This window comes from Actinosynnema sp. NPDC059335 (assembly GCF_042752395.1).
Taxonomy (GTDB): Bacteria; Actinomycetota; Actinomycetes; order Mycobacteriales; family Pseudonocardiaceae; genus Actinosynnema.
This window is the reverse complement of record NZ_JBHYXZ010000055.1, coordinates 10,946-33,932: the sequence shown is the minus strand read 5'-3', so window position 1 is coordinate 33,932 and position 22,987 is coordinate 10,946. Positions and strand designations below refer to the sequence as shown.

At 73.2% G+C, this 22,987-nt stretch carries 16 protein-coding genes and 2 pseudogenes; 12 read left to right on the top strand and 6 right to left on the bottom strand.

Annotation, left to right across the window (positions count from 1 at the left end):
• Nucleotides 1-221: 221 nt before the first annotated feature.
• Nucleotides 222-896 carry a response regulator transcription factor gene (locus ACFXGA_RS18915; RefSeq protein ID WP_378089524.1) on the top strand — a complete coding sequence of 225 codons (675 nt, stop codon included), beginning with the start codon at nucleotides 222-224 and terminating at the stop codon, nucleotides 894-896.
• Here ACFXGA_RS18915 and ACFXGA_RS18910 read toward each other — a convergent pair whose 3' ends face one another.
• Nucleotides 897-1,427, bottom strand: a complete 531-nt coding sequence (locus tag ACFXGA_RS18910) for a hypothetical protein (protein ID WP_378089523.1) — start codon at nucleotides 1,425-1,427, stop codon at nucleotides 897-899.
• 75 nt (nucleotides 1,428-1,502) lie between these two features.
• On the opposite strand from ACFXGA_RS18910, the gene ACFXGA_RS18905 reads away from it, so the two are divergent.
• Complete coding sequence (locus ACFXGA_RS18905) at nucleotides 1,503-2,858, top strand: ATP-binding protein (protein ID WP_378089521.1); 1,356 nt, start codon at nucleotides 1,503-1,505, stop codon at nucleotides 2,856-2,858.
• Between the two features lie 6 nt (nucleotides 2,859-2,864).
• Here ACFXGA_RS18905 and ACFXGA_RS18900 read toward each other — a convergent pair whose 3' ends face one another.
• Complete coding sequence (locus tag ACFXGA_RS18900; RefSeq protein WP_378089519.1) at nucleotides 2,865-3,797, bottom strand: TAXI family TRAP transporter solute-binding subunit; 933 nt, start codon at nucleotides 3,795-3,797, stop codon at nucleotides 2,865-2,867.
• 139 nt (nucleotides 3,798-3,936) lie between these two features.
• On the opposite strand from ACFXGA_RS18900, the gene dctA reads away from it, so the two are divergent.
• The 3 genes from dctA to ACFXGA_RS18885 all read left to right on the top strand — a co-directional run bounded on the left by dctA (nucleotide 3,937) and on the right by ACFXGA_RS18885 (nucleotide 11,714).
• Nucleotides 3,937-5,307, top strand: a complete 1,371-nt coding sequence (gene dctA, locus ACFXGA_RS18895) for a C4-dicarboxylate transporter DctA (RefSeq protein WP_378089517.1) — start codon at nucleotides 3,937-3,939, stop codon at nucleotides 5,305-5,307.
• A gap of 367 nt (nucleotides 5,308-5,674) precedes the next feature.
• On the top strand, nucleotides 5,675-10,216 hold the full coding sequence (gltB, locus tag ACFXGA_RS18890; RefSeq protein WP_378089515.1) for a glutamate synthase large subunit: 4,542 nt from the start codon (nucleotides 5,675-5,677) through the stop codon (nucleotides 10,214-10,216).
• Nucleotides 10,209-11,714, top strand: coding sequence for a glutamate synthase subunit beta (locus ACFXGA_RS18885; protein WP_378089513.1), 1,506 nt, complete (start codon nucleotides 10,209-10,211; stop codon nucleotides 11,712-11,714). Before gltB ends, ACFXGA_RS18885 begins: the two co-directional genes overlap by 8 nt.
• Before the next feature lie 89 nt (nucleotides 11,715-11,803).
• On the opposite strand, the gene ACFXGA_RS18880 is transcribed toward ACFXGA_RS18885, so the two are convergent.
• Nucleotides 11,804-13,756 (bottom strand): helicase-associated domain-containing protein, encoded by a 1,953-nt coding sequence (locus ACFXGA_RS18880; RefSeq protein ID WP_378089511.1) that lies wholly within the window; start codon nucleotides 13,754-13,756, stop codon nucleotides 11,804-11,806.
• A 233-nt stretch (nucleotides 13,757-13,989) separates the two neighbouring features.
• Between ACFXGA_RS18880 and ACFXGA_RS18875 the strand changes: the two genes are divergently transcribed.
• Nucleotides 13,990-14,643, top strand: coding sequence for a DUF2461 domain-containing protein (locus ACFXGA_RS18875; RefSeq protein ID WP_378089510.1), 654 nt, complete (start codon nucleotides 13,990-13,992; stop codon nucleotides 14,641-14,643).
• A 315-nt stretch (nucleotides 14,644-14,958) separates the two neighbouring features.
• Here ACFXGA_RS18875 and ACFXGA_RS18870 read toward each other — a convergent pair whose 3' ends face one another.
• Nucleotides 14,959-15,318, bottom strand: a complete 360-nt coding sequence (locus ACFXGA_RS18870; RefSeq protein ID WP_378089508.1) for a VanZ family protein — start codon at nucleotides 15,316-15,318, stop codon at nucleotides 14,959-14,961.
• Nucleotides 15,319-15,400: 82 nt separating this feature from the next.
• On the opposite strand from ACFXGA_RS18870, the gene pyk reads away from it, so the two are divergent.
• The 4 genes and pseudogenes from pyk to ACFXGA_RS18850 all read left to right on the top strand — a co-directional run bounded on the left by pyk (nucleotide 15,401) and on the right by ACFXGA_RS18850 (nucleotide 18,506).
• Nucleotides 15,401-16,825 carry a pyruvate kinase gene (gene pyk / locus ACFXGA_RS18865; RefSeq protein ID WP_378089506.1) on the top strand — a complete coding sequence of 475 codons (1,425 nt, stop codon included), beginning with the start codon at nucleotides 15,401-15,403 and terminating at the stop codon, nucleotides 16,823-16,825.
• Between the two features lie 8 nt (nucleotides 16,826-16,833).
• Nucleotides 16,834-16,998: pseudogene (locus ACFXGA_RS18860) on the top strand (acyl-CoA thioesterase II); the annotation flags it as partial.
• Between the two features lie 135 nt (nucleotides 16,999-17,133).
• A pseudogene (locus tag ACFXGA_RS18855) lies at nucleotides 17,134-17,893 on the top strand (acyl-CoA thioesterase); the annotation flags it as partial.
• A gap of 52 nt (nucleotides 17,894-17,945) precedes the next feature.
• Nucleotides 17,946-18,506, top strand: coding sequence for a Uma2 family endonuclease (locus ACFXGA_RS18850; RefSeq protein ID WP_378089504.1), 561 nt, complete (start codon nucleotides 17,946-17,948; stop codon nucleotides 18,504-18,506).
• Here the strand turns inward: ACFXGA_RS18850 and ACFXGA_RS18845 are convergent.
• Both ACFXGA_RS18845 and ACFXGA_RS18840 read right to left on the bottom strand, forming a co-directional pair.
• Nucleotides 18,496-19,881, bottom strand: a complete 1,386-nt coding sequence (locus tag ACFXGA_RS18845) for a pyridoxal phosphate-dependent decarboxylase family protein (protein WP_378089502.1) — start codon at nucleotides 19,879-19,881, stop codon at nucleotides 18,496-18,498. The two genes, ACFXGA_RS18850 and ACFXGA_RS18845, sit on opposite strands and share 11 nt — an antisense overlap.
• A gap of 10 nt (nucleotides 19,882-19,891) precedes the next feature.
• Entirely contained in the window at nucleotides 19,892-20,398 is a 507-nt protein-coding gene (locus ACFXGA_RS18840; RefSeq protein WP_378089500.1) for an Lrp/AsnC family transcriptional regulator, read from the bottom strand.
• 59 nt (nucleotides 20,399-20,457) lie between these two features.
• On the opposite strand from ACFXGA_RS18840, the gene ACFXGA_RS18835 reads away from it, so the two are divergent.
• Nucleotides 20,458-21,060, top strand: coding sequence for a LysE family translocator (locus ACFXGA_RS18835; protein ID WP_378089498.1), 603 nt, complete (start codon nucleotides 20,458-20,460; stop codon nucleotides 21,058-21,060).
• 67 nt (nucleotides 21,061-21,127) lie between these two features.
• Nucleotides 21,128-22,930, top strand: coding sequence for a sigma-70 family RNA polymerase sigma factor (locus ACFXGA_RS18830; protein WP_378089496.1), 1,803 nt, complete (start codon nucleotides 21,128-21,130; stop codon nucleotides 22,928-22,930).
• The last annotated feature ends 57 nt before the right edge of the window (nucleotides 22,931-22,987 follow it).

Genomic DNA, 22,987 nt, shown 5'->3' with positions numbered 1-22,987 from the left:
ACGAGCGCGGGCGCTGCCGGGTTGTATCGGTCGGGGTCGCCCCCGCCGGACCCGCGCCCACGCCGGCCCCCCGCCCCCCCGGGGCGGCCGGCGGCGCCGACCCGGCCGCGGAGAGCACCACGGTCCCCGACACCGGTCCGGCCGCGGCGGGGAGCACGGTCCCCGACACCAAGTCCGACCGGCCCGCGGACACCGGCGACAAGCCGGCCCCGTAGCCCGCCGTGCGCATCCTCGTCGTCGAAGACGACGACCGGGTGGCGCGTGGCCTGCTCACGGCACTGCGGCACGCCGGCTACGAGGTCCACCGCGTGGCCACCGCCGCCGACGCGGTGACCGCCCCACCGGCCGACGTCGTGCTGCTCGACCTCGGCCTGCCCGACGGGGACGGCCTGGACGTGCTGCGCGAGCTGCGCCGCCGCCCCGGCACCGCGATCATCACCGTCACCGCGCGCGGCGAGGAGCGCGAACGGGTCCTCGGGCTGCGGCTCGGCGCGGACGACTACGTGGTCAAGCCCTTCGGCACCGCCGAGCTGCTCGCCCGCATCGAAGCGGTCCTGCGGCGCACCCGCGCCGCCCGCGCCGCCGAACGGGAGCGCGAGGTCACGCTCGGCCCGCTCACCCTGGACCCGGCCGGCCGGGAGGCGCGCGTGCACGGCGAGCCCGTGCCGCTGACCCGCAAGGAGTTCGACCTGTTGGCGCTGCTCGTCGGCCGGGCGGGCACGGTGGTCAGCCGGGACCTCATCGTCGACCAGGTCTGGCAGGCGCACTGGGAAGCGCCGTCACGCACCCTCGACACCCACATCGCCGCCCTGCGCGGCAAGCTCGGCGACGCGCTGCGCATCGAGACGATCCGGGGCGTGGGCTACCGGGTCGCGGCCCACACCCCGGACCCCTGATCACCAGGTGTGGGCGACGTCCACCACGACCCGGCCGGGCAGCGTGAACACCCGGAACGGCAGCAGGGCGCGCACGCCCAGCCCCACCGTCGTCTGCCCCTCGAACGACCCGGCCCACGCCACCTGCCGGAACGTCTGGTAGCCGGTGACGTCCACCAGCTCCGACGCGTTCGCGTAGGTGTAGGTCGGGTCGCCGTTCCCGTCGTAGGCCGGCGAGTTCACCGTGATCTGCAACTTCGCCCCGCCCCGCAGCGGCACCGGCTCACCCGAGCCCTCGTGCGTCACCTCGGGCACGTACTGCACCGTGTAGCCGTCGTTCGTCCCGCTGAAGTCGAACACCAACCGGTCGTAGCACTCCTGCCGACCGGCGCGGATGTTCGTCAGCAGCGCCGTCGTCGTCTGGTCCGCCGTCTTCGGCAGAGACCCCCACGCGACCGGCGCGCAGGCGGCGGGCGCCGCGACCGCGGTCACCGGCGCGACCACGGCGAACGCCGTCACCGCCGCCAGCACCGCCGCAACCTTGCGTAGCATCCTGGTTCCCCCTTCCCCGCGGGCGGACGCCCGCGGTCGGTATGACGCACGTCACCCCCGGGAGGTTGCCCCCGCGTGCTGCGCCGCCTGCTGGTCCTGTTCGTGCCGCTGCTGGTCGCCCTGGTGGCGGCCCTGGGCGTGCCGCTCGCGTTCGCGGTGGTGCAGCGGGAGGGCCAGGAGACCTACCTCGACCGGTTGGGCGACGCCAGCCGGTTCGCGTCGCTGGCCGAGAACGCCCTCGCGTCGGGCCGGCTGACCGCGCTGCGCGAGGAGCTGTTCCGCTACGACGAGCTGTACGGCATCTCGGCCGCCCTGATCGGCACGGACGGCTCCGTGCTCGAGTCGTCCCGGCGGCCGTTCCCCCTGGACGACCCGAACGTCCAGGTCGGGCTGCGGGCGGCGTTCGGCGGCTACCGCGGCGAGACCGACCAGTCGGTGTGGCCGTGGGAGCGGGTGGACCTGGTCGTGGTCGAGCCGGTGGGCCGGGACAGCGAGGTCGTGGCGGCCGTCGTGACCATCTCCCCGACCGACCGCCTCCGGGCCGGGATCCTGCGGCAGTGGGGCGTGCTGGCCCTGGTCGGGCTCGTCCCCCTGCTGGGCGTGGTCGCGGTGGCCTGGCCGATGTCGCGCTGGGTGCTGCGCCCCGTCCGCACACTGGACGAGGCCACCGCCGCCGTGGCGGGCGGGCGGCTGGACGCCCGTGCCGACGAGGTCGGCGGCCCGCCCGAGCTGCGCCGGCTGGCCGCGAGCTTCAACGCGATGGTCGACGTCGTGGGCCGGGCGCTGCGCCGCCAGCGCGCGTTCGTCTCGGACGCCTCCCACCAGCTGCGCAACCCGCTGGCCAGCCTGCGGCTCGCGGTCGACAACCTGGCGCCGCACGTCACCGACGAGGCGGGCCGGGAGGCGCAGCGCATCGCGGTCGACGAAGCCGAGGAGATGGGCCGCGTCCTGGACACCCTGCTGGCCGCCACGCGCCTGGACAGCGCCTCCGCCGCCGAGCCGGTCGACGTGGACAACCTGCTCGCCACCCACGTCCCGGGGTGGCGCGCGTTGGCGGGCGGGATGGTCCTGGAGGTCGCCGTCCCGCCCGGCCTGCGGGTCCTGGAGCCGCCCGGCGGCCTGGGCAGCGTGCTGGACGAGCTGGTCGGCAACGCGATCCGCCTGTCCGGCGGCACCCGCGTGCGGGTCTGGGGGACCGCCGAAGGGGGTCGCGTCGAGCTGCACGTGACCGACGACGGCACCGGCCTGACGGACCAGGAGCGCGCCAACGCCCTGAGCCGGTTCTGGCGCGCGCCGCGCCACCAGAACATCGCCGGCACGGGCCTGGGCCTGGCCATCTGCGCCGAGCTGATCGCGTCGGCCGGCGGCGAGCTGGTCCTGCGGCCCGCCGAGCCGCACGGCCTGGACGCCGTCGTGCGCCTCAGCGCGTGAACCGGGTCAGCGCTTCGCGGCCCGGAACCAGCGCTCCGCGCCGCGGTGCAGCGGCACCTGCCCGGTGGCGATCCCGGTCCGCACGTTGATCCGGCTCGCCTCCGGGTGCCCGGCGGCGATGCGGGCGGACTGCGTGAACACGGTCCCGGTCACCACCTCCACCACGTCGGCGTCCAGCCCGGACCTGGCCAGCAGCAGGTTGGGCACGGCGAACGTGTGGCACGGCCCGAGGCCCGCGTAGGTCGTGGCCGGGATGGTGGCCGGCACGTACGGGCCCGGGTAGGCCCGCGCCAGCTCCTCTGCCTCGCCGGGCAGGTCCAGCAGCCGCAGCGGGAACCCCGGCAGGACGTCGGTGATCGCCGGGGTGGGGATGCCGGTCAGCGCGAGCACCGCGTCCAGCGAGCCCGCCGCCAGCCGCCTGGCCGCCTCGGCGTGGGCCATGCGCCGCGCGTCGACCTCGATCCCGAGCAGGGACAGCAGCCGCGTCGCGGTGAACTCGGTGCCGGACTCGGACGGGCCGAACGAGACGGTCCGGCCCGCCAGGTCCGACAAGGTGCGCAGCGACGAGCCGGCGGGCACGGCGACCTGCATGAAGCTGTCGTAGAGCCGGCCCACGGCGCTGATCCCGCCCGGGTCGTCGGCGCTGAGCGTCGCCGCGCCCACCAGGGGATCCAAAGAGGACAGTCCGAGGTGGACCTCGCCCGCGCGCAGCAGCCGCACGTTCTCCACCGACGCCGCGGTCTGCCGCTCCACGACCCGGGTCGCGGGCAGCTCGTCGGCCAGCGCCCGCGCCAGCGCGCCGCCGATCTCGCGGAACACCGCGCCGTCCGGCCCGGTCGCCAGGACCAGCTCCGCCGGCCGCGGGGTCGTGGTGGACGTGCAGGCGGGCACGGCCGCCGCCAGCGCGGCCAGCAGCACCGAGCGCCGGGACACCTGCACGGACCGCAGCGTAGCCCCACGTCGGGGTGAACGCGGTGTTACGTCAGAGGGATCTGAAGTTTCCGGCGACCTCCTTGTCGCGCTCACGCCATGTGCTCAGGATCACCAACCAACCCCCAACGGTCCCCCTGGAGGAGACGTGGTCAGCGCGCAAACACGGGAGCGCAAACCGATCTACCGGCACCTCTACTTCTGGGTGCTGGTGTCGATCGTGCTCGGCGTGGTCGTCGGGTACGCCTTCCCCGCCCAGGCGTCGGGCATGAAGTGGTTGGCCGACCTGTTCATCGCCCTGGTGAAGGTCGTCATCGCGCCGACGATCTTCTGCACGGTCGTGGTCGGCATCGCGGGCCTGGGCAACCTGGCCAAGGCGGGCGGCCTGGCGCTGCGCACCATCCTGTACTTCACCGCGATGACGACGGTCGCGCTGGCCATCGGCCTGGTCGTGGTCAACCTGGTCCAGCCCGGCCACCACGGCGCGTCGATCCCGATCAACGACGCCGCGGCGGACAAGACCCTGGCCGACGCCAAGACCGCCGAGACCGGCGTCACCGGGTTCGTCCTCAGCCTGGTGCCGAAGTCGTTCCTCAGCGCGTTCACCGACGGGCAGCTCATCCAGGTGCTGGTGGTGGCGATCCTGGTCGCGGTGGCCGTGGCGGGCATGGGCAAGCGCGGCGAGCGGGTCGTGTCGGCCCTGGACACGGTCGCCAAGGTCATGTTCGGCGTCATCAAGATCGTCATGTACGCCGCGCCGATCGGCGCGTTCGGCGGCATCGCCTACACGATCGGCAAGTTCGGCGGCTCGATCCTGGGCAAGCTCGCGTGGCTGATGGGCTCGTTCTACGCGACCTGCCTGCTGTTCGTCCTGCTGGTGCTGGGCGCGGTGGCGCTGTTCGCCGGGTTCTCGATCTTCAAGTTCCTCCGGTACATCAAGGACGAGCTGCTGATCGTGCTGGGCACGTCGTCGTCGGAGACGGTGCTGCCGCGGATGCTGGTGAAGCTGGAGGCGGCGGGCGCGGACAAGTCCGTGGTCGGCCTCACCATCCCGACCGGCTACTCGTTCAACCTCGACGGCACGTGCATCTACCTCACCATGGGCGCGATCTTCATCGCCCAGGCGACGGGCACGGACGTGGGCCTGGGCACGCAGATCGGGCTGCTGCTGTTCATGCTGCTGGCCAGCAAGGGCGCGGCGGGCGTCACGGGCGCGGGCCTGGTCACGCTGGCCGCCTCGCTGAGCGCGTTCGAGGGCAACAGCGCGATCCCGGCGGTCGGCATCGCGCTGATCGTGGGCATCGACCGGTTCATGTCCGAGGCGCGGGCGATCACCAACGTCATCGGCAACGGCGTCGGCACCCTCGTGGTGGCCCGCTGGCAGGGCCAGTTGGACCGCGACCGGCTGCGCCAGGTGCTGGACAACCCTTCGTCGGTGGACGCGGACGCCCTGCTCGACCACCAGCACGGTGACGGACCGGTCACCGAGCGTGAACCGGCGGTCGCCGGCGCGCGCTGAGCCCCCCGGATCAGGGGCGGTTCGGCCACCGGGCCCCCGTCGCCGTCGCCCACCAGGCGGCGGCACGGGGGCTCACCTGCGCGTTCGCCGTGGTCAGCGGTGTCGGCAAGCTCTCACCGACGCGCGCGGCGGCCCTCGCTCGGTTATGCTTAACAACGCGTAACAAGGCGGCCCGCGTATCGCTCGGACGGGCCGAATCGTTACCCGTCACCGGACAAGATCACCCAAAGGATGGTGTGGTTCGGTTTCGCGACTGTTAAAGTCGCGTCAACACGCGGGCCATCGTCGTCCCGTGCCCAGCACCCGGATTCCAGGACCTGGACACGAGGACTCGTTCTCTCGAAGGACGACGAAGGAGGTCTGCGCAGTGATCTTCTCCGCCATCCCGTCCCCGCAGGGGCTCTACGACCCCGCCGCGGAACGTGACGCGTGCGGTGTGGCGATGGTCGCCGACATCAAGGGCCGGCGCTCGCACGACATCGTCGTCGACGCGCTCACCGCGCTGGCCAACCTGGAACACCGCGGCGCCGCGGGCGCGGAGCCGACCAGCGGCGACGGCGCCGGGATCCTGCTGCAACTGCCCGACGCGTTCCTGCGGGACGTGCTCGACTTCGAGCTGCCCGAGGCGGGCGCGTACGCGGCCGGCATCGCCTTCCTGCCCGCCGAGGCGGAGGACCGGGCGAAGGCCGTCGAGCTGGCCGAGCGGGTCGCCGCCGAGGAGGGCCTGGAGGTCCTGGGCTGGCGGGACGTGCCCACCGCGCCCGACCACGCCGGCGTGGGACCGACCGCCCGGTCGGTGATGCCGCACTTCGCGATGCTGCTGGTGCGGGCGGCCGGGAGCGACGCGCGCGACGTCGAGCTGGACCGCCTCACGTTCGCCCTGCGCAAGCGCGTGGAGCACGAGAGCGCGACGGCGGGCGTCGGCACCTACTTCCCGTCGCTGTCGTCCCGGACCATCGTCTACAAGGGCATGCTGACCACGGGCCAGCTGCCCGCGTTCTTCCCGGACCTGCGCGACGAGCGGCTGGCCAGCGCCATCGCCCTGGTCCACTCCCGCTTCTCGACCAACACGTTCCCGTCGTGGCCGCTGGCGCACCCGTTCCGGTACGTCGCCCACAACGGCGAGATCAACACGGTCCGGGGCAACCGGAACCGGATGCGGGCCCGCGAGGCGCTGCTGGCCTCCGACCTCATCCCGGGCGACCTGACCCGGCTGTTCCCGATCTGCCACCCCGACGGCTCCGACTCGGCGAGCTTCGACGAGGTGCTGGAGCTGCTGCACCTGGGCGGCCGGAGCCTGCCGCACGCGGTGCTGATGATGATCCCGGAGGCGTGGGAGAACCACACCTCCATGGACCCGAAGCGCCGCGCGTTCTACGAGTTCCACGCCAGCCTGATGGAGCCGTGGGACGGCCCGGCGTGCGTGACGTTCACCGACGGCTCGCTGGTCGGCGCGGTGCTGGACCGCAACGGCCTGCGCCCGGCCCGCTGGTGGCAGACCGCCGACGGCCGCGTGGTGCTCGCCTCGGAGACCGGCGTGCTCGACGTGCCGCCCGACCAGGTCGTGGCCAAGGGCCGGTTGCAGCCCGGCCGGATGTTCCTGGTCGACACGGTCGAGGGTCGCCTGGTCGAGGACGACGAGGTCAAGGCGGCGCTCGCCGAGGAGCAGCCCTACGACGAGTGGCTGCACGCCGGCCTGCTGGAGCTGGCCGACCTGGCCGACCGCGAGCACGTGGTGCAGAGCCACGAGTCCGTGGTGCGGCGGCAGCTCACATTCGGCTACACCGAGGAGGAGCTGCGGGTCCTGCTCGCGCCGATGGCCGTCGCGGGCGCGGAACCGCTGGGCTCCATGGGCACCGACACCCCGGTGGCGGCGCTGTCGCAGCGCTCCCGGCTGCTCTACGACTACTTCGTGCAGAACTTCGCCCAGGTCACCAACCCGCCGCTGGACGCGATCCGCGAGGAGATCGTCACGAGCGTGTCGCGGGTGATGGGCCCGGAGCAGAACCTGCTGGAGCCGGGACCGGTGAGCTGCCGGCACATCAAGCTGGCGTACCCGGTCATCGACAACGACGAGCTGGCCAAGCTCATCCACATCAACGACGACGGCGACCTGCCGGGCTTCGCCTGCACCGTCCTGTCCGGACTGTACGAAGTGGACGGCGGCGGGCCGGCGCTGGCCGCCGCGATCGAGCGCGTGCGCCGCGAGGCGTCCGAGGCCATCGCGAACGGCGCGCGCACGCTCGTGCTGTCCGACCGCGACTCCGACCACCGGATGGCGCCGATCCCGTCGCTGCTGCTGGTCTCCGCGGTGCACCACCACCTGGTGCGCACCAAGGAGCGGCTGCGCGTGGCGCTGGTCGTGGAGACCGGCGACGCCCGCGAGGTGCACCACGTCGCCGCGCTGCTGAGCTACGGCGCCGCCGCGGTGAACCCGTACCTGGCGTTCGAGACGATCGAAGACATGATCAGCACCGGCGCGGTGACCGGCATCGAACCGCGCAAGGCCGTGCGGAACTACGTGACGGCGCTGGTCAAGGGCACGCTGAAGATCATGTCCAAGATGGGCATCTCGACCGTCGGCGCGTACACGGCGGCCCAGGTGTTCGAGGCCGTCGGCCTGTCCAGGGAGCTGCTGGACGAGTACTTCACCGGCACGGTGTCCAAACTCGGCGGCGCGGGCCTGGACGTGCTGGCGGAGGAGGTGGCGCTGCGCCACCGCCGCGCCCACCCGGACAACCCGACCGACCGGGTGCACCGCCGGCTGGAGGTGGGCGGCGAGTACGCCTACCGCCGCGAGGGCGAGCTGCACCTGTTCACCCCGGAGACGGTGTTCCTGCTCCAGCACGCCACGAAGACCGGGCGCGAAGAGGTCTACCGCCGCTACACCGACGAGGTCGAGCGGCTCGCCCGCCAGGGCGGCCTGCTGCGGGGCCTGTTCGAGTTCCGCACCGAGGGCCGCACGCCGGTCCCGATCGACGAGGTCGAGCCGGTCTCCTCGATCGTCAAGCGGTTCAACACCGGCGCGATGTCCTACGGGTCGATCTCGGCGGAGGCGCACGAGACGCTGGCCATCGCGATGAACCGGCTCGGCGGCCGGTCCAACAGCGGCGAGGGCGGCGAGGACCCGGAGCGCCTGTACGACCCGGAGCGGCGCAGCGCGGTCAAGCAGGTCGCGTCCGGCCGGTTCGGCGTCACCAGCGAGTACCTGGTGCACGCGAGCGACATCCAGATCAAGATGGCGCAGGGCGCGAAGCCCGGCGAGGGCGGCCAGCTGCCCGGGTACAAGGTGTACCCGTGGATCGCCCGGACCCGGCACTCCACGCCGGGCGTCGGCCTGATCTCGCCGCCGCCGCACCACGACATCTACTCGATCGAGGACCTGGCGCAGCTCATCCACGACCTGAAGAACGCCAACGAGCAGGCCCGCGTGCACGTGAAGCTGGTCAGCGAGGTCGGCGTCGGCACGGTCGCGGCGGGCGTGGCGAAGGCGCACGCGGACGTGGTGCTGATCTCCGGCCACGACGGCGGCACCGGCGCGTCGCCGCTCAACTCGCTCAAGCACGCGGGCACGCCGTGGGAGATCGGCCTCGCCGAGACCCAGCAGACGTTGCTGCTCAACGGTTTGCGGGACCGCATCACCGTGCAGGTCGACGGCGCGATGCGCACCGGCCGGGACGTGGTGGTGGCCGCGCTGCTGGGCGCGGAGGAGTTCGGCTTCGCGACCGCGCCGCTGATCGTCCAGGGCTGCATCATGATGCGCGTCTGCCACCTGGACACCTGCCCGGTCGGCATCGCCACCCAGAACCCGGAGCTGCGCAAGCGCTTCACCGGCCAGGTCGACCACGTGGTGAACTTCTTCCACTTCGTGGCGCAGGAGGTCCGGGAGCTGCTGGCGTCGCTGGGCTTCCGCACCATCGACGAGGCCGTCGGCCACGCCGAGCTGCTCAAGACCGACGAGGCGATCGAGCACTGGAAGGCGGCCGGGCTCGACCTGACCCCGGTGTTCGAGGTGCCCGAGACGCCGTACCGCACGGCCAAGCGCAAGGTCCGCGAGCAGGACCACGGCCTGGCCCAGGCGCTGGACCGCACGCTGCTCCAGCTCGCCGACGCGGCGCTCAACGACGCCCGCCCGGTGCGGCTGGAACTGCCGCTGCGCAACGTCAACCGCACCGTCGGCACGCTGCTCGGCGCGGAGGTCACGCGGCGGTTCGGCGGCGACGGCCTGCCCGACGACACGATCCACGTGACGTTCACCGGCTCGGCCGGCCAGTCGCTGGGCGCGTTCATCCCGCGCGGCATCACGCTGGAGATGATCGGCGACGCCAACGACTACGTCGGCAAGGGCCTGTCCGGCGGCCGGATCATCGTCCGCCCGCACCCCGACGCGCCGTTCGCGGCCGAGCGGCAGGTCATCGCGGGCAACGTGATCGGCTACGGCGCCACGTCCGGCGAGATCTTCCTGCGCGGGCGGGTCGGCGAGCGGTTCTGCGTGCGCAACTCGGGCGCGCTGGCCGTGGCCGAGGGCGTCGGCGACCACGCGTTCGAGTACATGACCGGCGGCCGGGCCGTGGTGCTCGGGCCGACCGGCCGCAACCTCGCCGCGGGCATGTCCGGCGGCATCGCGTACGTGCTCGACCTCGACCCGGCGGCGGTCAACACCGCCATGGTCGAGCTCCAGCGGCCCGGCGCGGACGACCTGCGCTGGCTGCGCGAGGTCGTCGAGCGCCACCACCAGCTCACCGGTTCGGCGGTGGCCGCGTCGCTGCTCGGCGACTGGCCCCGGCGTTCCGCGTCGTTCACCAAGGTCATGCCCGGCGACTACCAGCGCGTGCTCGAAGCGATGAGGCTCGCCCGCGCGGAGGGCAGGGACGTCGACCAGGCGATCATGGAGGCTTCCCGTGGCTGACCCGTACGGTTTCCTCAAGCACTCGCGCGCCGACGCGAAGAAGCGGCCCGCGGCCGAGCGGCTCAACGACTGGAACGAGGTGTACCTCGACGTCCCCGCCGAGCAGCGGGAGGCGGAGGTGCGCACGCAGGCCACGCGGTGCATGGACTGCGGCATCCCGTTCTGCCACTCCGGGTCGGCCGGGTGCCCGCTGGGCAACCTGATCCCCGAGTGGAACGACCTGGTGCGCCGGGGCGACTGGGAGACCGCGTCGGACCGGCTGCACGCGACGAACAACTTCCCCGAGTTCACCGGCCGGCTGTGCCCCGCGCCGTGCGAGGCCGCGTGCGTGCTGTCGATCAGCCACGACGCGGGCGGCCCGGTCGCGATCAAGCGGGTCGAGCAGGCCATCGCCGACGTGTCCTGGGAGCAGGGGCTCGTGACGCCCACGCAGGCCCAGGTGTCGTCGGGCCGCAAGGTGGCGGTCGTCGGCTCCGGCCCGGCCGGGCTGGCGGCGGCCCAGCAGCTCACCCGCGCCGGGCACGAGGTGACCGTGTTCGAGCGGGACGACCGGCTCGGCGGGCTGCTCCGCTACGGCATCCCCGAGTTCAAGATGGAGAAGAAGGTCCTCGACCGGCGGCTCGCGCAGCTCCGCAAGGAGGGCACGAAGTTCGTCACCGGCTGCGAGGTCGGCGTGGACCTGACGGTGGAGGACCTGCGCTCGCGGTTCGACGCGGTGGTGCTCGCGGTGGGCGCGCTGCGCGGTCGCGACGACACCACGACGCCCGGCCGCGACCTGCGGGGCATCCACCTCGCCATGGAGCACCTGGTGCCGGCGAACCGGGCGTGCGAGGGCGACGGCCCGCCCGCGATCGACGCGGCCGGCAAGCACGTCGTGATCATCGGCGGCGGCGACACCGGCGCGGACTGCTACGGCACCGCCTCGCGGCAGGGCGCGGCGTCCGTGCTGCAGCTCGACCAGTACCCGATGCCGCCGTCCACCCGGGACGACGAGCGGTCGCCGTGGCCGGTGTGGCCGTGGATCCTGCGCACCTACCCCGCGCACGAGGAGGCGGGCGAGCGGAAGTTCGCGGTCGCGGTGGAGAAGTTCCTCGGCGACGAGTCCGGGCACGTGCGGCAGATCCAGCTGCGCAAGGTGCGGGTGGAGAAGGACGCCTCCGGGCGGCGGCAGGTCGTGCCGACGTCGGAGGAGGTCGAGGTGCTGCCGGCGGACCTGGTGCTGCTGGCCATCGGCTTCGAGGGCGTCGAGCACATGCCGCTGCTGGACGGGCTCGGGCTCCGGCTCACCCCGCGCGGCACCATCTCGTGCGGCTCGGACTGGCAGACGCAGGCGCCCGGCGTGTTCGTCTGCGGTGACGCGCACCGGGGTGCGTCGCTGGTCGTGTGGGCGATCGCGGAGGGCCGGTCGGTGGCCAACGCGGTGGACCGGTACCTCACCGGCTCGTCCGACCTGCCGTCCCCGGTGATCCCCACCATGCTGCCGCTCGCGGTGGTGTGACCGCCCCCTGAGGACCGCTGTTCGCTGGATGCCCGGCCGCCCCGACAACGACGTCGGGGCGGCCTTTTCGGTCGGGTCGGCCGTGGGGGTCAGACCCCGGTCACCGCGCGGACGGAGCGGATGCGGCTGACCGGGAACTCGCGGTGCTCGCCGCGCGGGGCGCAGTTCGCCTTCAGGTTGCCCGCGGCGTGGTCCACCGGGGTGATCACGTGCCGCACGGTGCTGCGCGGGCCGTTCGCCACGGCGATCTCCACCGACGTCCGGCTGACCAGCGCGTCGGCCAGCAGCACGACCTCCGAGTCGCGCAGCACCAGCGACTGGTCCCGCAGCAGCCGCGCCGCGCCCACCCGTTGCGACGAGGCCGGCGGCAGCACGAACTTCGGCCGCGGCCGTTCCCGCTCCACCAGCGCCGTCGCGAGCCGGCCCAGCTCGTGCTCGCTCAACGGCAGCGGCCGGCCGCCGGTCGCGCCCCGCGGCGGGGGCGGCTCCACCCGGCGGCGCGGGACGCGTTCCAGCACGGACGAGCCGTCCGCCGCCGACGTGGTCGGCGCGTAGCCCGCGGCCCGCAGCAGCGCCAGCGTCTCCTCGGCCGGCTTCGCCGACGCCAGCACGGTCGGACCCAGCGGCTGCAACGACAGTTGCGCCAGCGACCGGTGCGCGGCGATCTCGTTCAGCAGCACCGGGTCCTCGGCCCGCACGCAGCACGCCACCGCGGTCACGGTGATCCGCCCGTGCTGCCGGGCCACCTCCCGCACCAGGTGCTCCAACGTCGCCGGCACGCCGTGCTCGGCCACCTCCGCCAACCGCGCCAGCACCGCGTCCGGCTCGTGCCCCGCGTCCAACGCCCGCCGCACGCTCGCCCCGGTGAACCGCCACCCGCCCGCCGTGCCGTCGGCGACCAGGTCCAGCACCTCGCTTAGCTCGCGCGACGGCAACCCGGCCACCGCGGCGGTCAGGTCCGGCCGCAGGTGGGCCGTCGTCGCGGCGGGCGGCACGAACCGGCACGCCACCTCCGCCACCCGGCCGTCCCGCACCGCGCGCCCCAGGGCGGTCGCCGAGCCCAGCGCCACCAGCCCCACGGACTCGGCCTCCGCCAACGCCGCCTCGGTGGCCGCCCGACCGTGCGTGGCGGGCCGCGTCCACGCCAGGTCCGCCACGACCTCGTGCCGGTGCTCGTACGCCTCGTCCTCGCCCAGCAGCGCGTACCGCTCCAGCAGGCCGCGCCTGGTCCGCTCGCCCCCGTCCGACGAGGACGGTTCGGCCGGTGCGGGCCGCAGCTTCCCCGGCGCCCACGTCATGCGCGGCCACGCGCGCGCCAGGTCCGTCAGCCGGTCCGCGGGGGCCGAGGCGCGCCACGCGTCCGCCCGGGTGGTCGGCACCAGCCTGCCGTCGTCCACGGCGAGCAGGCGCGCCTCCACCGCCAACCCGACCCACAACCGCGCCCGCGCCTCGTCGGCCCGCAGCACGCCCGCCAGCCGCCGCAGCTCGCGCAGCCCGACGCCGGTGCGGCACGCCACCTGTTCCACGTCGCACAGGTCCACCAGGCGGGTCACGCCGTCCACAGTGGACGTCGCGGCCGTGGTCGCGGCCCGGTCGGCGAAACCCCGGTGCTGCGGCACCCGGCGCGGCGCGCGGGGCGCGGGCGTGATGCGGCGCGGCGGCTCCTCCTCCAGCGGCCGCAGGCCCGGCGAGCTGACCAGCCGCCCGTTCGCCGGCCACACCAGCGCGGTGGCCCGCAACCGCCCCAGGGTCCGCTTCAGCTCGGCCCGCGCCGCCTTCCCGTGGCACCGCAACCGTTCCGCGAGGACGTCCACCCGGGCCTCGTCGCCGAGCCGCACCACGGTGTCCAGCACGTCCCGGCACGCCTGGTCGAGGCCGTCGACCGCGGCCCGCAGCGAGGCCGTCGTGGTCAGCTCGTCCGCCAACGCCCGCAGGGAGTGGGGGCGGCGGTCGGCGGCGTCCTTGCGCAGCGCCAGGATGTCCCGGATGTCCTCCGCGTCCAGCTCGCGCAGCCACCCGGCCAGCGCCGATTTCCTACCCACCCGGCCGATTATGCACAGAACGTGACGGCGCGGTGATGCGTTGCGATAGGGCGTTCCAATGTGCCACGAATGGACGAACGCGGGGAGGTGGGTGCGGAACAGGGGGAGTCGGCGATCGGGTGGAGGCGGGGGAACGGGTTGACGTGGGGGCGGGTTGAGGTGGGGACGATCGCGTGGAGGTGGGGACGATCGCGTGGAGGTGGGGGTGAGGGCGCGAAAGTAAGCTGGGCGTCGTGGAATTCAGCGGCTTCGGCGAGCACGCCATCGACTTCTACGACGGGCTCGTCGCCGACAACTCGAAGGCGTACTGGGACGACCACAAGCACGTCTACCAGCGCGACGTCCGCGCGCCGATGGAGGCCCTGCTCGCCGCGCTGGAGCCGGAGTTCGGGCGGGGGAAGGTCTTCCGGCCCTATCGCGACGTGCGGTTCAGCAAGGACAAGACGCCGTACAAGAACCACTGCGGCGGTGTGGTGGAACTCGGTCGGGGCGGTGGCGCGCACTACGTGCAGATCGGGACCGAAGGTCTGTTCGTGGCCGGCGGGTCGTTCGCGATGGCGTCCGACCAGCTCGCGCGGTACCGGGAGTCGGTGGCGGACGAGGTGCGCGGGCGGGCGTTGGAGAAGGTGCTCGCGAAGCTCGTCAAGGGCGGCTGGGAGTTGCGGGGCGACAAGCTGAAGCGCGCGCCGCGGGGGGTTGATCCGGAGCACCCGCGGATCGAGTTGCTCAAGCACAAGCGGGTGTACGTGGCGAAAGTGTGGCCGCCGGACGACGTGCTGCACGAGCCCGGGTGCTTGGAGCGGGTGCGGAAGGGGTGGCGCGAGGTGACGCCGCTCGTGGACTGGTGCGCGGATCACGTGGGGTTGAGCGAGGTCGGGTTCCGGTGAGGTGGGGTTGAGGGGGCCGGGAGTCAAGAGATCAAAAGATCGAAAGAGTCCTCGCCGGACGGGCAGATCAGCAGGATGACGGGGTTTGGTGGTTCGGTGCGGTTGGGTGGTGGGTCGGGTTTCGTGTCATCCCGCCGACCTCCACGAGGGCTACCGCACGTGTCAAGGGGGCGGTTCCAGCGTCAGGTGCGGGTAGGGCCGGGAGTGCCCCCTTGACACGCGCGGTAGGGCTGCGCCAGGTCGGCGGGATGACACGGAACCCTCGTGTCGGGAAGTGTCCCGAGCACTGGTGGTGGCAGCCGGTGGCGGCTCGGCTCAGTGGTCGGGGTGGTGGGGTCTGGTGGTTGGTCGGCGGGTGGTCCTGCGGGCGATGAGGTAGGCGAGGGCGATGCCGGCGAGGTCGACCAGGGCGTCGAGGAGGTCGCCGCTGCGGCCCAGGGCGGTGATGAGCCACTGCAACACTTCCGAGACCGCGGCGTAACCGGCCAGGCCCGCGGCGAGGCGGTTGAGCGGCAGTCCGGCGTAGTGGCCGGTGGCTGTGAGCAGGGCGAACAGCAGGAAGTGCACCACCTTGTCGGTGCCCGGTGGGGCGGAGGGGACACCTGACGCGGGGGTGAACAGGACGATGACGCTCAGCAACGCCGCGACCACGAACGGAAGGATTCTGACTCCCACCGGGCAGATTCTGCCTGTTTCGCGGAGATTACCCCCCGGTACATCCTGATCGGTCCAGTGACAGGGACTACGCTGCTGAGACGTGAGTCGACGCGCGAAGATCGTCTGTACGCTTGGTCCTGCCACCGCGACCGAGGACAAGGTCAACGAGCTGGTAGCGGCCGGCATGGACGTGGCCCGGATGAACTTCAGCCACGGCAGCCATGCAGATCACAAGCAGGTCTACGACCTGGTCCGCTCGGCGGCCGACGCCTCGGGCCGCGCGGTGGGCATCCTGGCCGACCTGCAGGGACCGAAGATCCGCCTCGGCCGGTTCGCCCACGGGCCCGTCGAGTGGCGCACCGGTGACATCGTCCGGGTGACCGTCGAGGACGTCGAGGGCACCCACGACCGGGTCTCCACGACCTACAAGCAGCTCGCGCAGGACGCCAAGGTCGGCGACCGGCTGCTGGTGGACGACGGCAAGGTGGGCCTCACGGTCACCGAGGTCGACGGGCCGGACGTGGTCTGCGAGGTGACCGAGGGCGGCCCCGTCAGCAACAACAAGGGCCTCTCGCTGCCCGGCATGGACGTGTCCGTGCCCGCGCTGTCCGAGAAGGACATCGAGGACCTGGAGTTCGCCCTCAACCTGGGCGTGGACTTCATCGCCCTGTCGTTCGTGCGCTCGCCCGCGGACATCGACCTGGTCCACCAGGTGATGGACCGCGTCGGCCACGGGCGCAAGCCGGTCATCGCCAAGATCGAGAAGCCGGAGGCGGTGGACAACCTCGAGGCGATCGTCCTCGCCTTCGACGGCGTCATGGTCGCCCGCGGCGACCTGGGCGTCGAGCTGCCCCTGGAGCACGTGCCGCTGGTGCAGAAGAGGGCCATCCAGATCGCCCGCGAGAACGCCAAGCCGGTCATCGTGGCGACCCAGATGCTCGACTCGATGATCACCAACTCCCGGCCGACCCGCGCCGAGACCTCGGACGTCGCCAACGCCGTGCTCGACGGCGCGGACGCGTTGATGCTCTCCGGCGAGACGTCGGTCGGCCGCTACGCCATCGAGTCGGTCAAGACCATGGGCCGCATCATCGAGGCCGTGGAGACCGAGTCCACCGTGGTCCCGCCGCTGACCCACGTCCCGCGCACCAAGCGCGGCGTGATCTCGTACGCGGCGCGGGACATCGGGGAGCGGCTCAACGCGAAGGCGCTGGTCGCGTTCACCCAGTCCGGTGACACCGTCCGGCGGCTGGCCCGCCTGCACACGCCGCTGCCGCTGCTGGCCTTCACGCCGGAGCCCAGCGTGCGCAGTCAGCTTTCTCTCACCTGGGGCACCGAGACGTTCCTGGTGCCTAAGGTGGACTCGACCGATGAGATGGTCCGCCAGGTGGACATGTCGATGATCGACATCGGCCGGTACCAGCCGGGCGACCTCGTGGTGGTCGTGGCGGGCTCGCCGCCCGGCACGATCGGCTCCACGAACCTCATCCGGGTGCACCGCCTGGGGGAGGACGACCACGCTTAGGAGATGACGTGACCGAGGCTGCCCGCGCCGCGGCGACCGCCGAGTTCTCGGACGTTCCGCTGGACCCCGACGGCGTGCCGCACGGGCAGCCCGTGCTCGACCGCCTCGTCGCGCTGCTCGACCTGGAGCGCATCGAGGAGGACATCTTCCGCGGTGTGTCGCCCGCCGCCGCCCCCCCCGCCAAACCCGACATGGGCAGTATGCGCCCGTGGCCCCCGGCGGTGGTGGGCGGGCCACCCCCCCCGCCGCGCCCCCCCCGCCCCCCGCGCGCCGCGCCCCCCACGGGCGGCGCGCGCCCCCCCCCCCCCCCCGCGCGGGGGGGCGGGGGGCCAGGTCGCGGGTCAGGCCCTGGTCGCGGCCGGCCGCACCGTCCCGCCCGAGCGCCGGGTGCACTCGCTGCACTCGTACTTCATCCGCGGCGGTGACCCGAGCGTCCCGATCGTGTACGAGGTGGACCGCGTGCGTGACGGGCGGTCCTTCACCACCCGTCGCGTGGTGGCCATCCAGCACGGCAAGGCGATCTTCACCCTGTCGGCGTCGTTCCAGCTCGACGAGCCGGGCCTGGACCACCAGGAGCCGATGCCGTCCGTGCCGCCGCCGACCTCGCTGCCCACCTACGCCGAGTCCGCGGCCGGGTACCTGGAGAAGGTCGGCATGGCCCGGCTGCCCCGGCCGATCGACATCCGGTACGTGACCGAGCCGCCGTGGCGGGCCCGCGAGGACGGGCCGGGCGAGGCGCGCAGCCAGGTGTGGATGAGGGCGGACGGCAAGCTGCCCGATGACGACCTGCTGCACGTGTGCGTGCTGGCCTACGCGTCGGACATGACGTTGCTGGACTCGGTCCTGGTCCGGCACGGCGTGTACTGGGGCACGGACAAGGTGCTCGGCGCGAGCCTGGACCACGCGATGTGGTTCCACCGCCGGTTCCGGGCCGACGAGTGGTTCCTCTACGACTGCGCGTCGCCCTCCGCGTCGGGGGCGCGCGGCCTCGCGACGGGCCGCTTCTACAGCCACGACGGGCAACTGGTGGCTACCGTGGTGCAGGAGGGCCTGCTCCGGGTCCTGTAATCGATCGGCTACGTTGTGCGACGACGGAGCGCGTCACGGGAGGTGGGTCGCGATGAGCGCAATGCCCTGGCCTGACCACTTGCTCACGCTGGAGGAGTGGGACGCGCTGCCCGAGTACGAGTCGCACCACGTCGAGCTGGTCGAAGGGATCCTGCTCGTGGCCCCGAAACCGGCACCCAAGCACCAGGTCGCCATGGCGAACCTGCGGAGTTCGCTCAAGGAGCAGTTGCCCGCCGAGGTGGTGGCAGTGCTCGACGTCGATGTGCTGATCGACGCCGGACCGCCGCTCACGGTGCGGGCGCCCGATGTGGTGGTCGTCTCGGCCGAGCGCTACTGGCAGCACCCGAAGCGGTTCCTGCCCGAAGACCTGCGGCTGGCGGTGGAGATCGTGTCGCCCGGGACGCGCCGCACGGACCGCATGTTCAAACCCATGGAGTACGCCAAGGTCGGTATCCCGCACTACTGGCTGGTCGAACTCGACGAACCGATCACGCTCACGGCGTTCGACCTGGTCGGCGGGCAGTACAAGGAAGTCGCGCGGGGCACGGCGAAGATCGAGGTCCCCAGTCCGTTCCCGGTCGAGGTCGATCTCACCACGCTGATCAACCCTTGACCCGCAGCGCGTCCCACAGCGCTCGGACGTGGTGCTCGCGGGTGGCTTCCGCGCCGATCGCGACGCGGATCGCGAACCGGCCGTGCACGACGGTGTGGGTGACGAAGGCGCTGCCCTCGGCGTTGACGCGGTCCATCGCGGCGCGGGTGGCGGCGTCGCCGTCGCGGTGGGCGAGGGTGACCAGGGACAGCGAGCGCGGCACGACCAGCTCCCAGTCGTCGGACGCCTCGACCCACGATTCGAGCAGCGTGGCCAGCTCCACGTGGCCGCGCAGGTGCTCCCGCACCCCTTCCAGGCCGTACCAGCGCAGCACCGACCACAGCTTTAACGCCCGGAAGCGGCGGCCCAGAGGGATCTGCCAGTCGCGGTAGTCGGTGACCGCGCCCGACTCGGTCGCCGTGTTGCGCAGGTACTCCGGGAGGATGGTGAGGGCGTCCACCAGCACGTCCGGGTGGGCCGTCCAGAACAGGGACAGGTCGAACGCGGTCAGCATCCACTTGTGCGCGTTCGCGGTGAACGAGTCGGCCAGCTCCACGCCGTCGAACAGGCCGCGGAACTCCGGGCACAGGGCGGCGGGGCCGGCCCAGGCGGCGTCCACGTGCAGCCAGATGCCGTGCTCGGCGCACAGCGCGGCGATCTCGCGGACCGGGTCCACCGCGCCCGTGCCGGTCGTGCCGACGGTCGCGCACACCATGACCGGCCGCCGCCCGGCCTCGACGTCGGCCCGGATGTGCGAGGCCAGCTCGTCCACGCGCAGGGCGAGGCGGGAGTCCACCCCGATGGCGCGCACGGCGTGCTCCCCGAGCCCGGCCATGCGCGCGGCCCGTTCGAGGGACGAGTGGGTCTGCGAGGACACGTACACCGTCTCGGCGCCGTCCACCCCGGCCTGCCGCCACTTGCCGCCCGACGCGCGGTGCAGGGCGGCGAGCGTGGCGACCAGCGCCGCCGACGACGCGGTGTCCTGGATGACGCCGCCGCCCACGAACGACGACGGCAGGCCCATCGCCCCGACCAGCTCGTCCATCAGGTGCTGCTCGACCTCGGTCGCGGCGGGCGAGGTGGACCACAGCATGCCCTGCACACCCAGGCCCGACGAGAGCAGGTCGCCCAGCACCGACGGCAGGGACGCGTTGGCCGGGAAGTAGGCGAAGAACCCCGGGTGCTGCCAGTGCGTGGTGCCGGGCAGCACGACCCGGTCGAGGTCGGCGAGCAGGCCGTCGAACCCCTCGCCCCGCTCGGGCAGCCCGGCGAGCTGTGACCGGACCCAACCCGGCTCGACCGGCGACCTGACGGGGAGGCCCTCGACGCGCGAGCGGTAGTCGGCGATCCAGTCGATCACCTCGTGGCCGATCCGGCGGAACTCGTCTGGGTCCATGCGCGGCAATCTATACGCGCCGCCTGCGGTGGGTGGGGCGCCGGTCGTCGGGCGGCGTGAGCGCGCGGGTCTCGACCCGCTCCAGCACCACCGAGCTGGTCAGGTTCCGCACCTCCGCGCGCGAGGCGATCTTGTCCATCAGGAACGCCTGGAGGTGGGTGCTGTCCGCCACGGCGATGTGCACGAGGAAGTCCGCCTGGCCGCTGACGTGGAACAACGACCGGGTCTCCGGCTGCGCCATCACGAACCGCCGGAACGCGGCCACCACCGGCCTGGTGTGCGGGCGGACGTTGACGGACACGACGGCCTCCAGCGGCAGGCCCGTGGTGCGGGGGTCGACCACCGCGTGGAACCCCGTGATCACGCCCAGTTCACGCAGCCGGCGGACGCGGTGCAGGCACGTCGACGGCGCGATGCCGACCTGCTCGGCCAGGCTCCGGTTGGGCAGCGTCGCGTCGTTCTGCAACGCCTCCAGGATCAGCCAGTCGACCGAATCCAGTTCGGCTGTCTCGCTCACAACCGAACACGGTAGTCGTCCGGTGGCACGCACCCGAACTCGTGGCCGAGGATGCCGCCGTGCACATTGCCTGGACCTCCTTCCTGCTCGCCCTGGTGGTCATCACCGTCGTGCCCGGCCCGGACTTCGTGCTGGTCACCGGCAACGCGGTGCGCGGCGTGCGGTACGGCGCGGTGACCGCCGCGGGCGTGGTGACCGGGCTGCTGGTGCACGCCGCGCTGGCCACCGCCGGGCTGTCCGCGCTGGTCGCGGCGGCCCCGGCGGCGTTGCTGGCGGTCAAGGCGGTGGGCGCGCTGTACCTGGCGTACCTGGGCGTGACGACGTTGCGGGCGGCGCGGGCGGGCGGGCCGATCGCCCGCGCGCCCCGGTCGGACCGGTCGCTGTTCCTGCGCGGCGTGCTGTGCGACCTGCTCAACCCCAAGGTGATGCTGCTGTTCCTCAGCCTCGTCCCGCAGGCCATGGACCCGGCCGCGCCGCCGCTGCCGCAGGCCGCGCTGCTGTCGGCGGTGGCGGTGGGCGTCTTCGCGTGCTTCTGGGCCGTGGTGGTGCCGTTGGCGGGGCGGCTCGCGGCGCTGCTCGCGCGGCCCCGGGTCCGGCCGGTGTTCGAGCGGTTGTGCGGCGCCGCGTTGATCGGCATGGCGGCTTCCGTGCTCGCCGCCTGATTCTCGTTATCGTGTGGCCGTCCGATCGTCTCCGGTGGGTAAGCCCGACTCGGCCGAGGGGAGCGGTATGCGCACACCAGGGGACGCCGCGGCGGTGACCGCCGCGCAGCGGGGCGAGCCCGGCGCGTTGGACGCGCTGGTGGCGGCCTACCTGCCGCTGGTCTACAACGTGGTCGGCCACGCGCTGTCCGGCCACCCGGACACCGACGACGTGGTGCAGGAGACCATGCTCCGCGCGCTCAACGGGCTGGCGGGGCTCCGCCGACCCGAGGCGTTCCGGTCGTGGTTGCTGGCCATCGCGATGAACCAGGTCCGCGACCACCACCGCGGCCGGCCGCCGCTGGCCGACGCGGAGCCGGCCGACCTCGCCGACCCGGGCGCGGACTTCGCCGACCTCGCCATCACGCGGTTGCGGCTCACCGGTCAGCGCCGGGAGGTCGTCGCGGCCACGCGGTGGATCGGCGACGACGAGCGCGAGCTGCTGTCGCTGTGGTGGATGGAGCAGGTCGGCCGGATCACCCGTGCCGAGCTGGCGGAGGCGCTCGACCTCACCCCGCAGCACGCCGCCGTGCGGGTGCAGCGGATGAAGGCGCAGCTCGAAGGCGCGCGGGTGGTCGTGCGCGTGCTCGCCGGACCCCGCTGCGGTGACCTGGCCGCGGTGCTCGCGGGCTGGGACGGGCGGCCCGGCGCGTTGTGGCGCAAGCGGATCGTGCGGCACGCGCGGGAGTGCGCCCGGTGCGTGCGCGGGTTCGACGACCTCGCCGCCGTGGACGGCCTGCTGACCCGGATCCCGCTCGTGCCGCTGCCCGCCGGGTTCGACCTGGCCTCGGCCGAGCCCGTGGTCGCGGTGGCGGAGAAGGGGTTCGGCGTGCGGGAGGTCTGGGCGCACGCCGCGACGAAGCCGCTGGTCGCGGCGGCGGTCGTCGCGGCGGTGGCGGGCGCGGTCGTGCTGCTGCCCGTCGGCCGGGCCCCGGTGCCGGCGGCCGCCCCGGTGACGGTCACGACGACGCGGGCCCCGTCGACCGCGGTGCCCACGAGCACGACGGTTCCCACCACCACGACGACGACCACGACGGCCCCCGCGACCGTTCCGGTCACGACCCCGCCGGCCGCTCCGGTCTTCCAGCCGGTGGCGAAATCGCTGAAGAAGGGGGTTGCCACCTGGCACTTCGACGGCGTGACGCAGGCGCTGTCGGATGTCGGCGCGGGGTGGTTCTACAACTGGGCGACCACGCCGCAGGACGTGCGGCCGCCCGCCGGGGTCGAGTACGTGCCGATGATCTGGGGCGCGAAGACCGTGACGCCGGAGAACCTCGCGGCGGTGCGGGGCCAGGGCACGACGCTGCTGGGCTTCAACGAACCGGACCTCGCCGAGCAGTCGAACATGAGCGTGGAGCAGGCGCTGGACCTGTGGCCGCGGTTGCAGGCGACGGGGATGCGGTTGGGCAGCCCGGCGGTGGCGCACAGCGGTGACCAGGCGGGCGGCTGGCTCGACCGCTTCCTGGCCGGTGCGCGGGAGCGGGGGTTGCGGGTCGACTTCATCGCGCTGCACTGGTACGGCTCGGACTTCGGGCCGGCGGCGGTCGGGCACCTGAAGAGCTACCTGGACGCGGTGCACGCGCGGTACGGCCTGCCGATCTGGCTGACCGAGTTCTCGTTGATCGACTTCTCGGGCGGCGGCGTGCGGTACCCGAACGCGCAGGAGCTGGCGGACTTCGCCGGGGCGTCGTCGCGGATGTTGGAAGGTCTGGCGCACGTGGAGCGCTACGCGTGGTTCGCGCTCCCCGCCGACAAGCCGGGCACGGGGTTGTACCTGCCCGGGGGAACGCCGAACCGGGCGGGCGAGGCGTACCGCGCCACCACCGGTTAGGCGAGCGCCCGTCGCCCGGGGGGGGGGGGCGGGGGCGCCCCGGGGACGCCGCCCGCC

Excerpts from the sequence above, each read along its gene's own strand:
- ACFXGA_RS18910 (WP_378089523.1), bottom strand. The coding sequence starts at position 1,427 with ATGCTACGCAAGGTTGCGGCGGTGCTGGCGGCGGTGACGGCGTTCGCC.
- ACFXGA_RS18850 (WP_378089504.1), top strand. The coding sequence starts at position 17,946 with ATGAGCGCAATGCCCTGGCCTGACCACTTGCTCACGCTGGAGGAGTGG.
- ACFXGA_RS18845 (WP_378089502.1), bottom strand. The coding sequence starts at position 19,881 with ATGGACCCAGACGAGTTCCGCCGGATCGGCCACGAGGTGATCGACTGG.
- ACFXGA_RS18830 (WP_378089496.1), top strand. The coding sequence starts at position 21,128 with ATGCGCACACCAGGGGACGCCGCGGCGGTGACCGCCGCGCAGCGGGGC.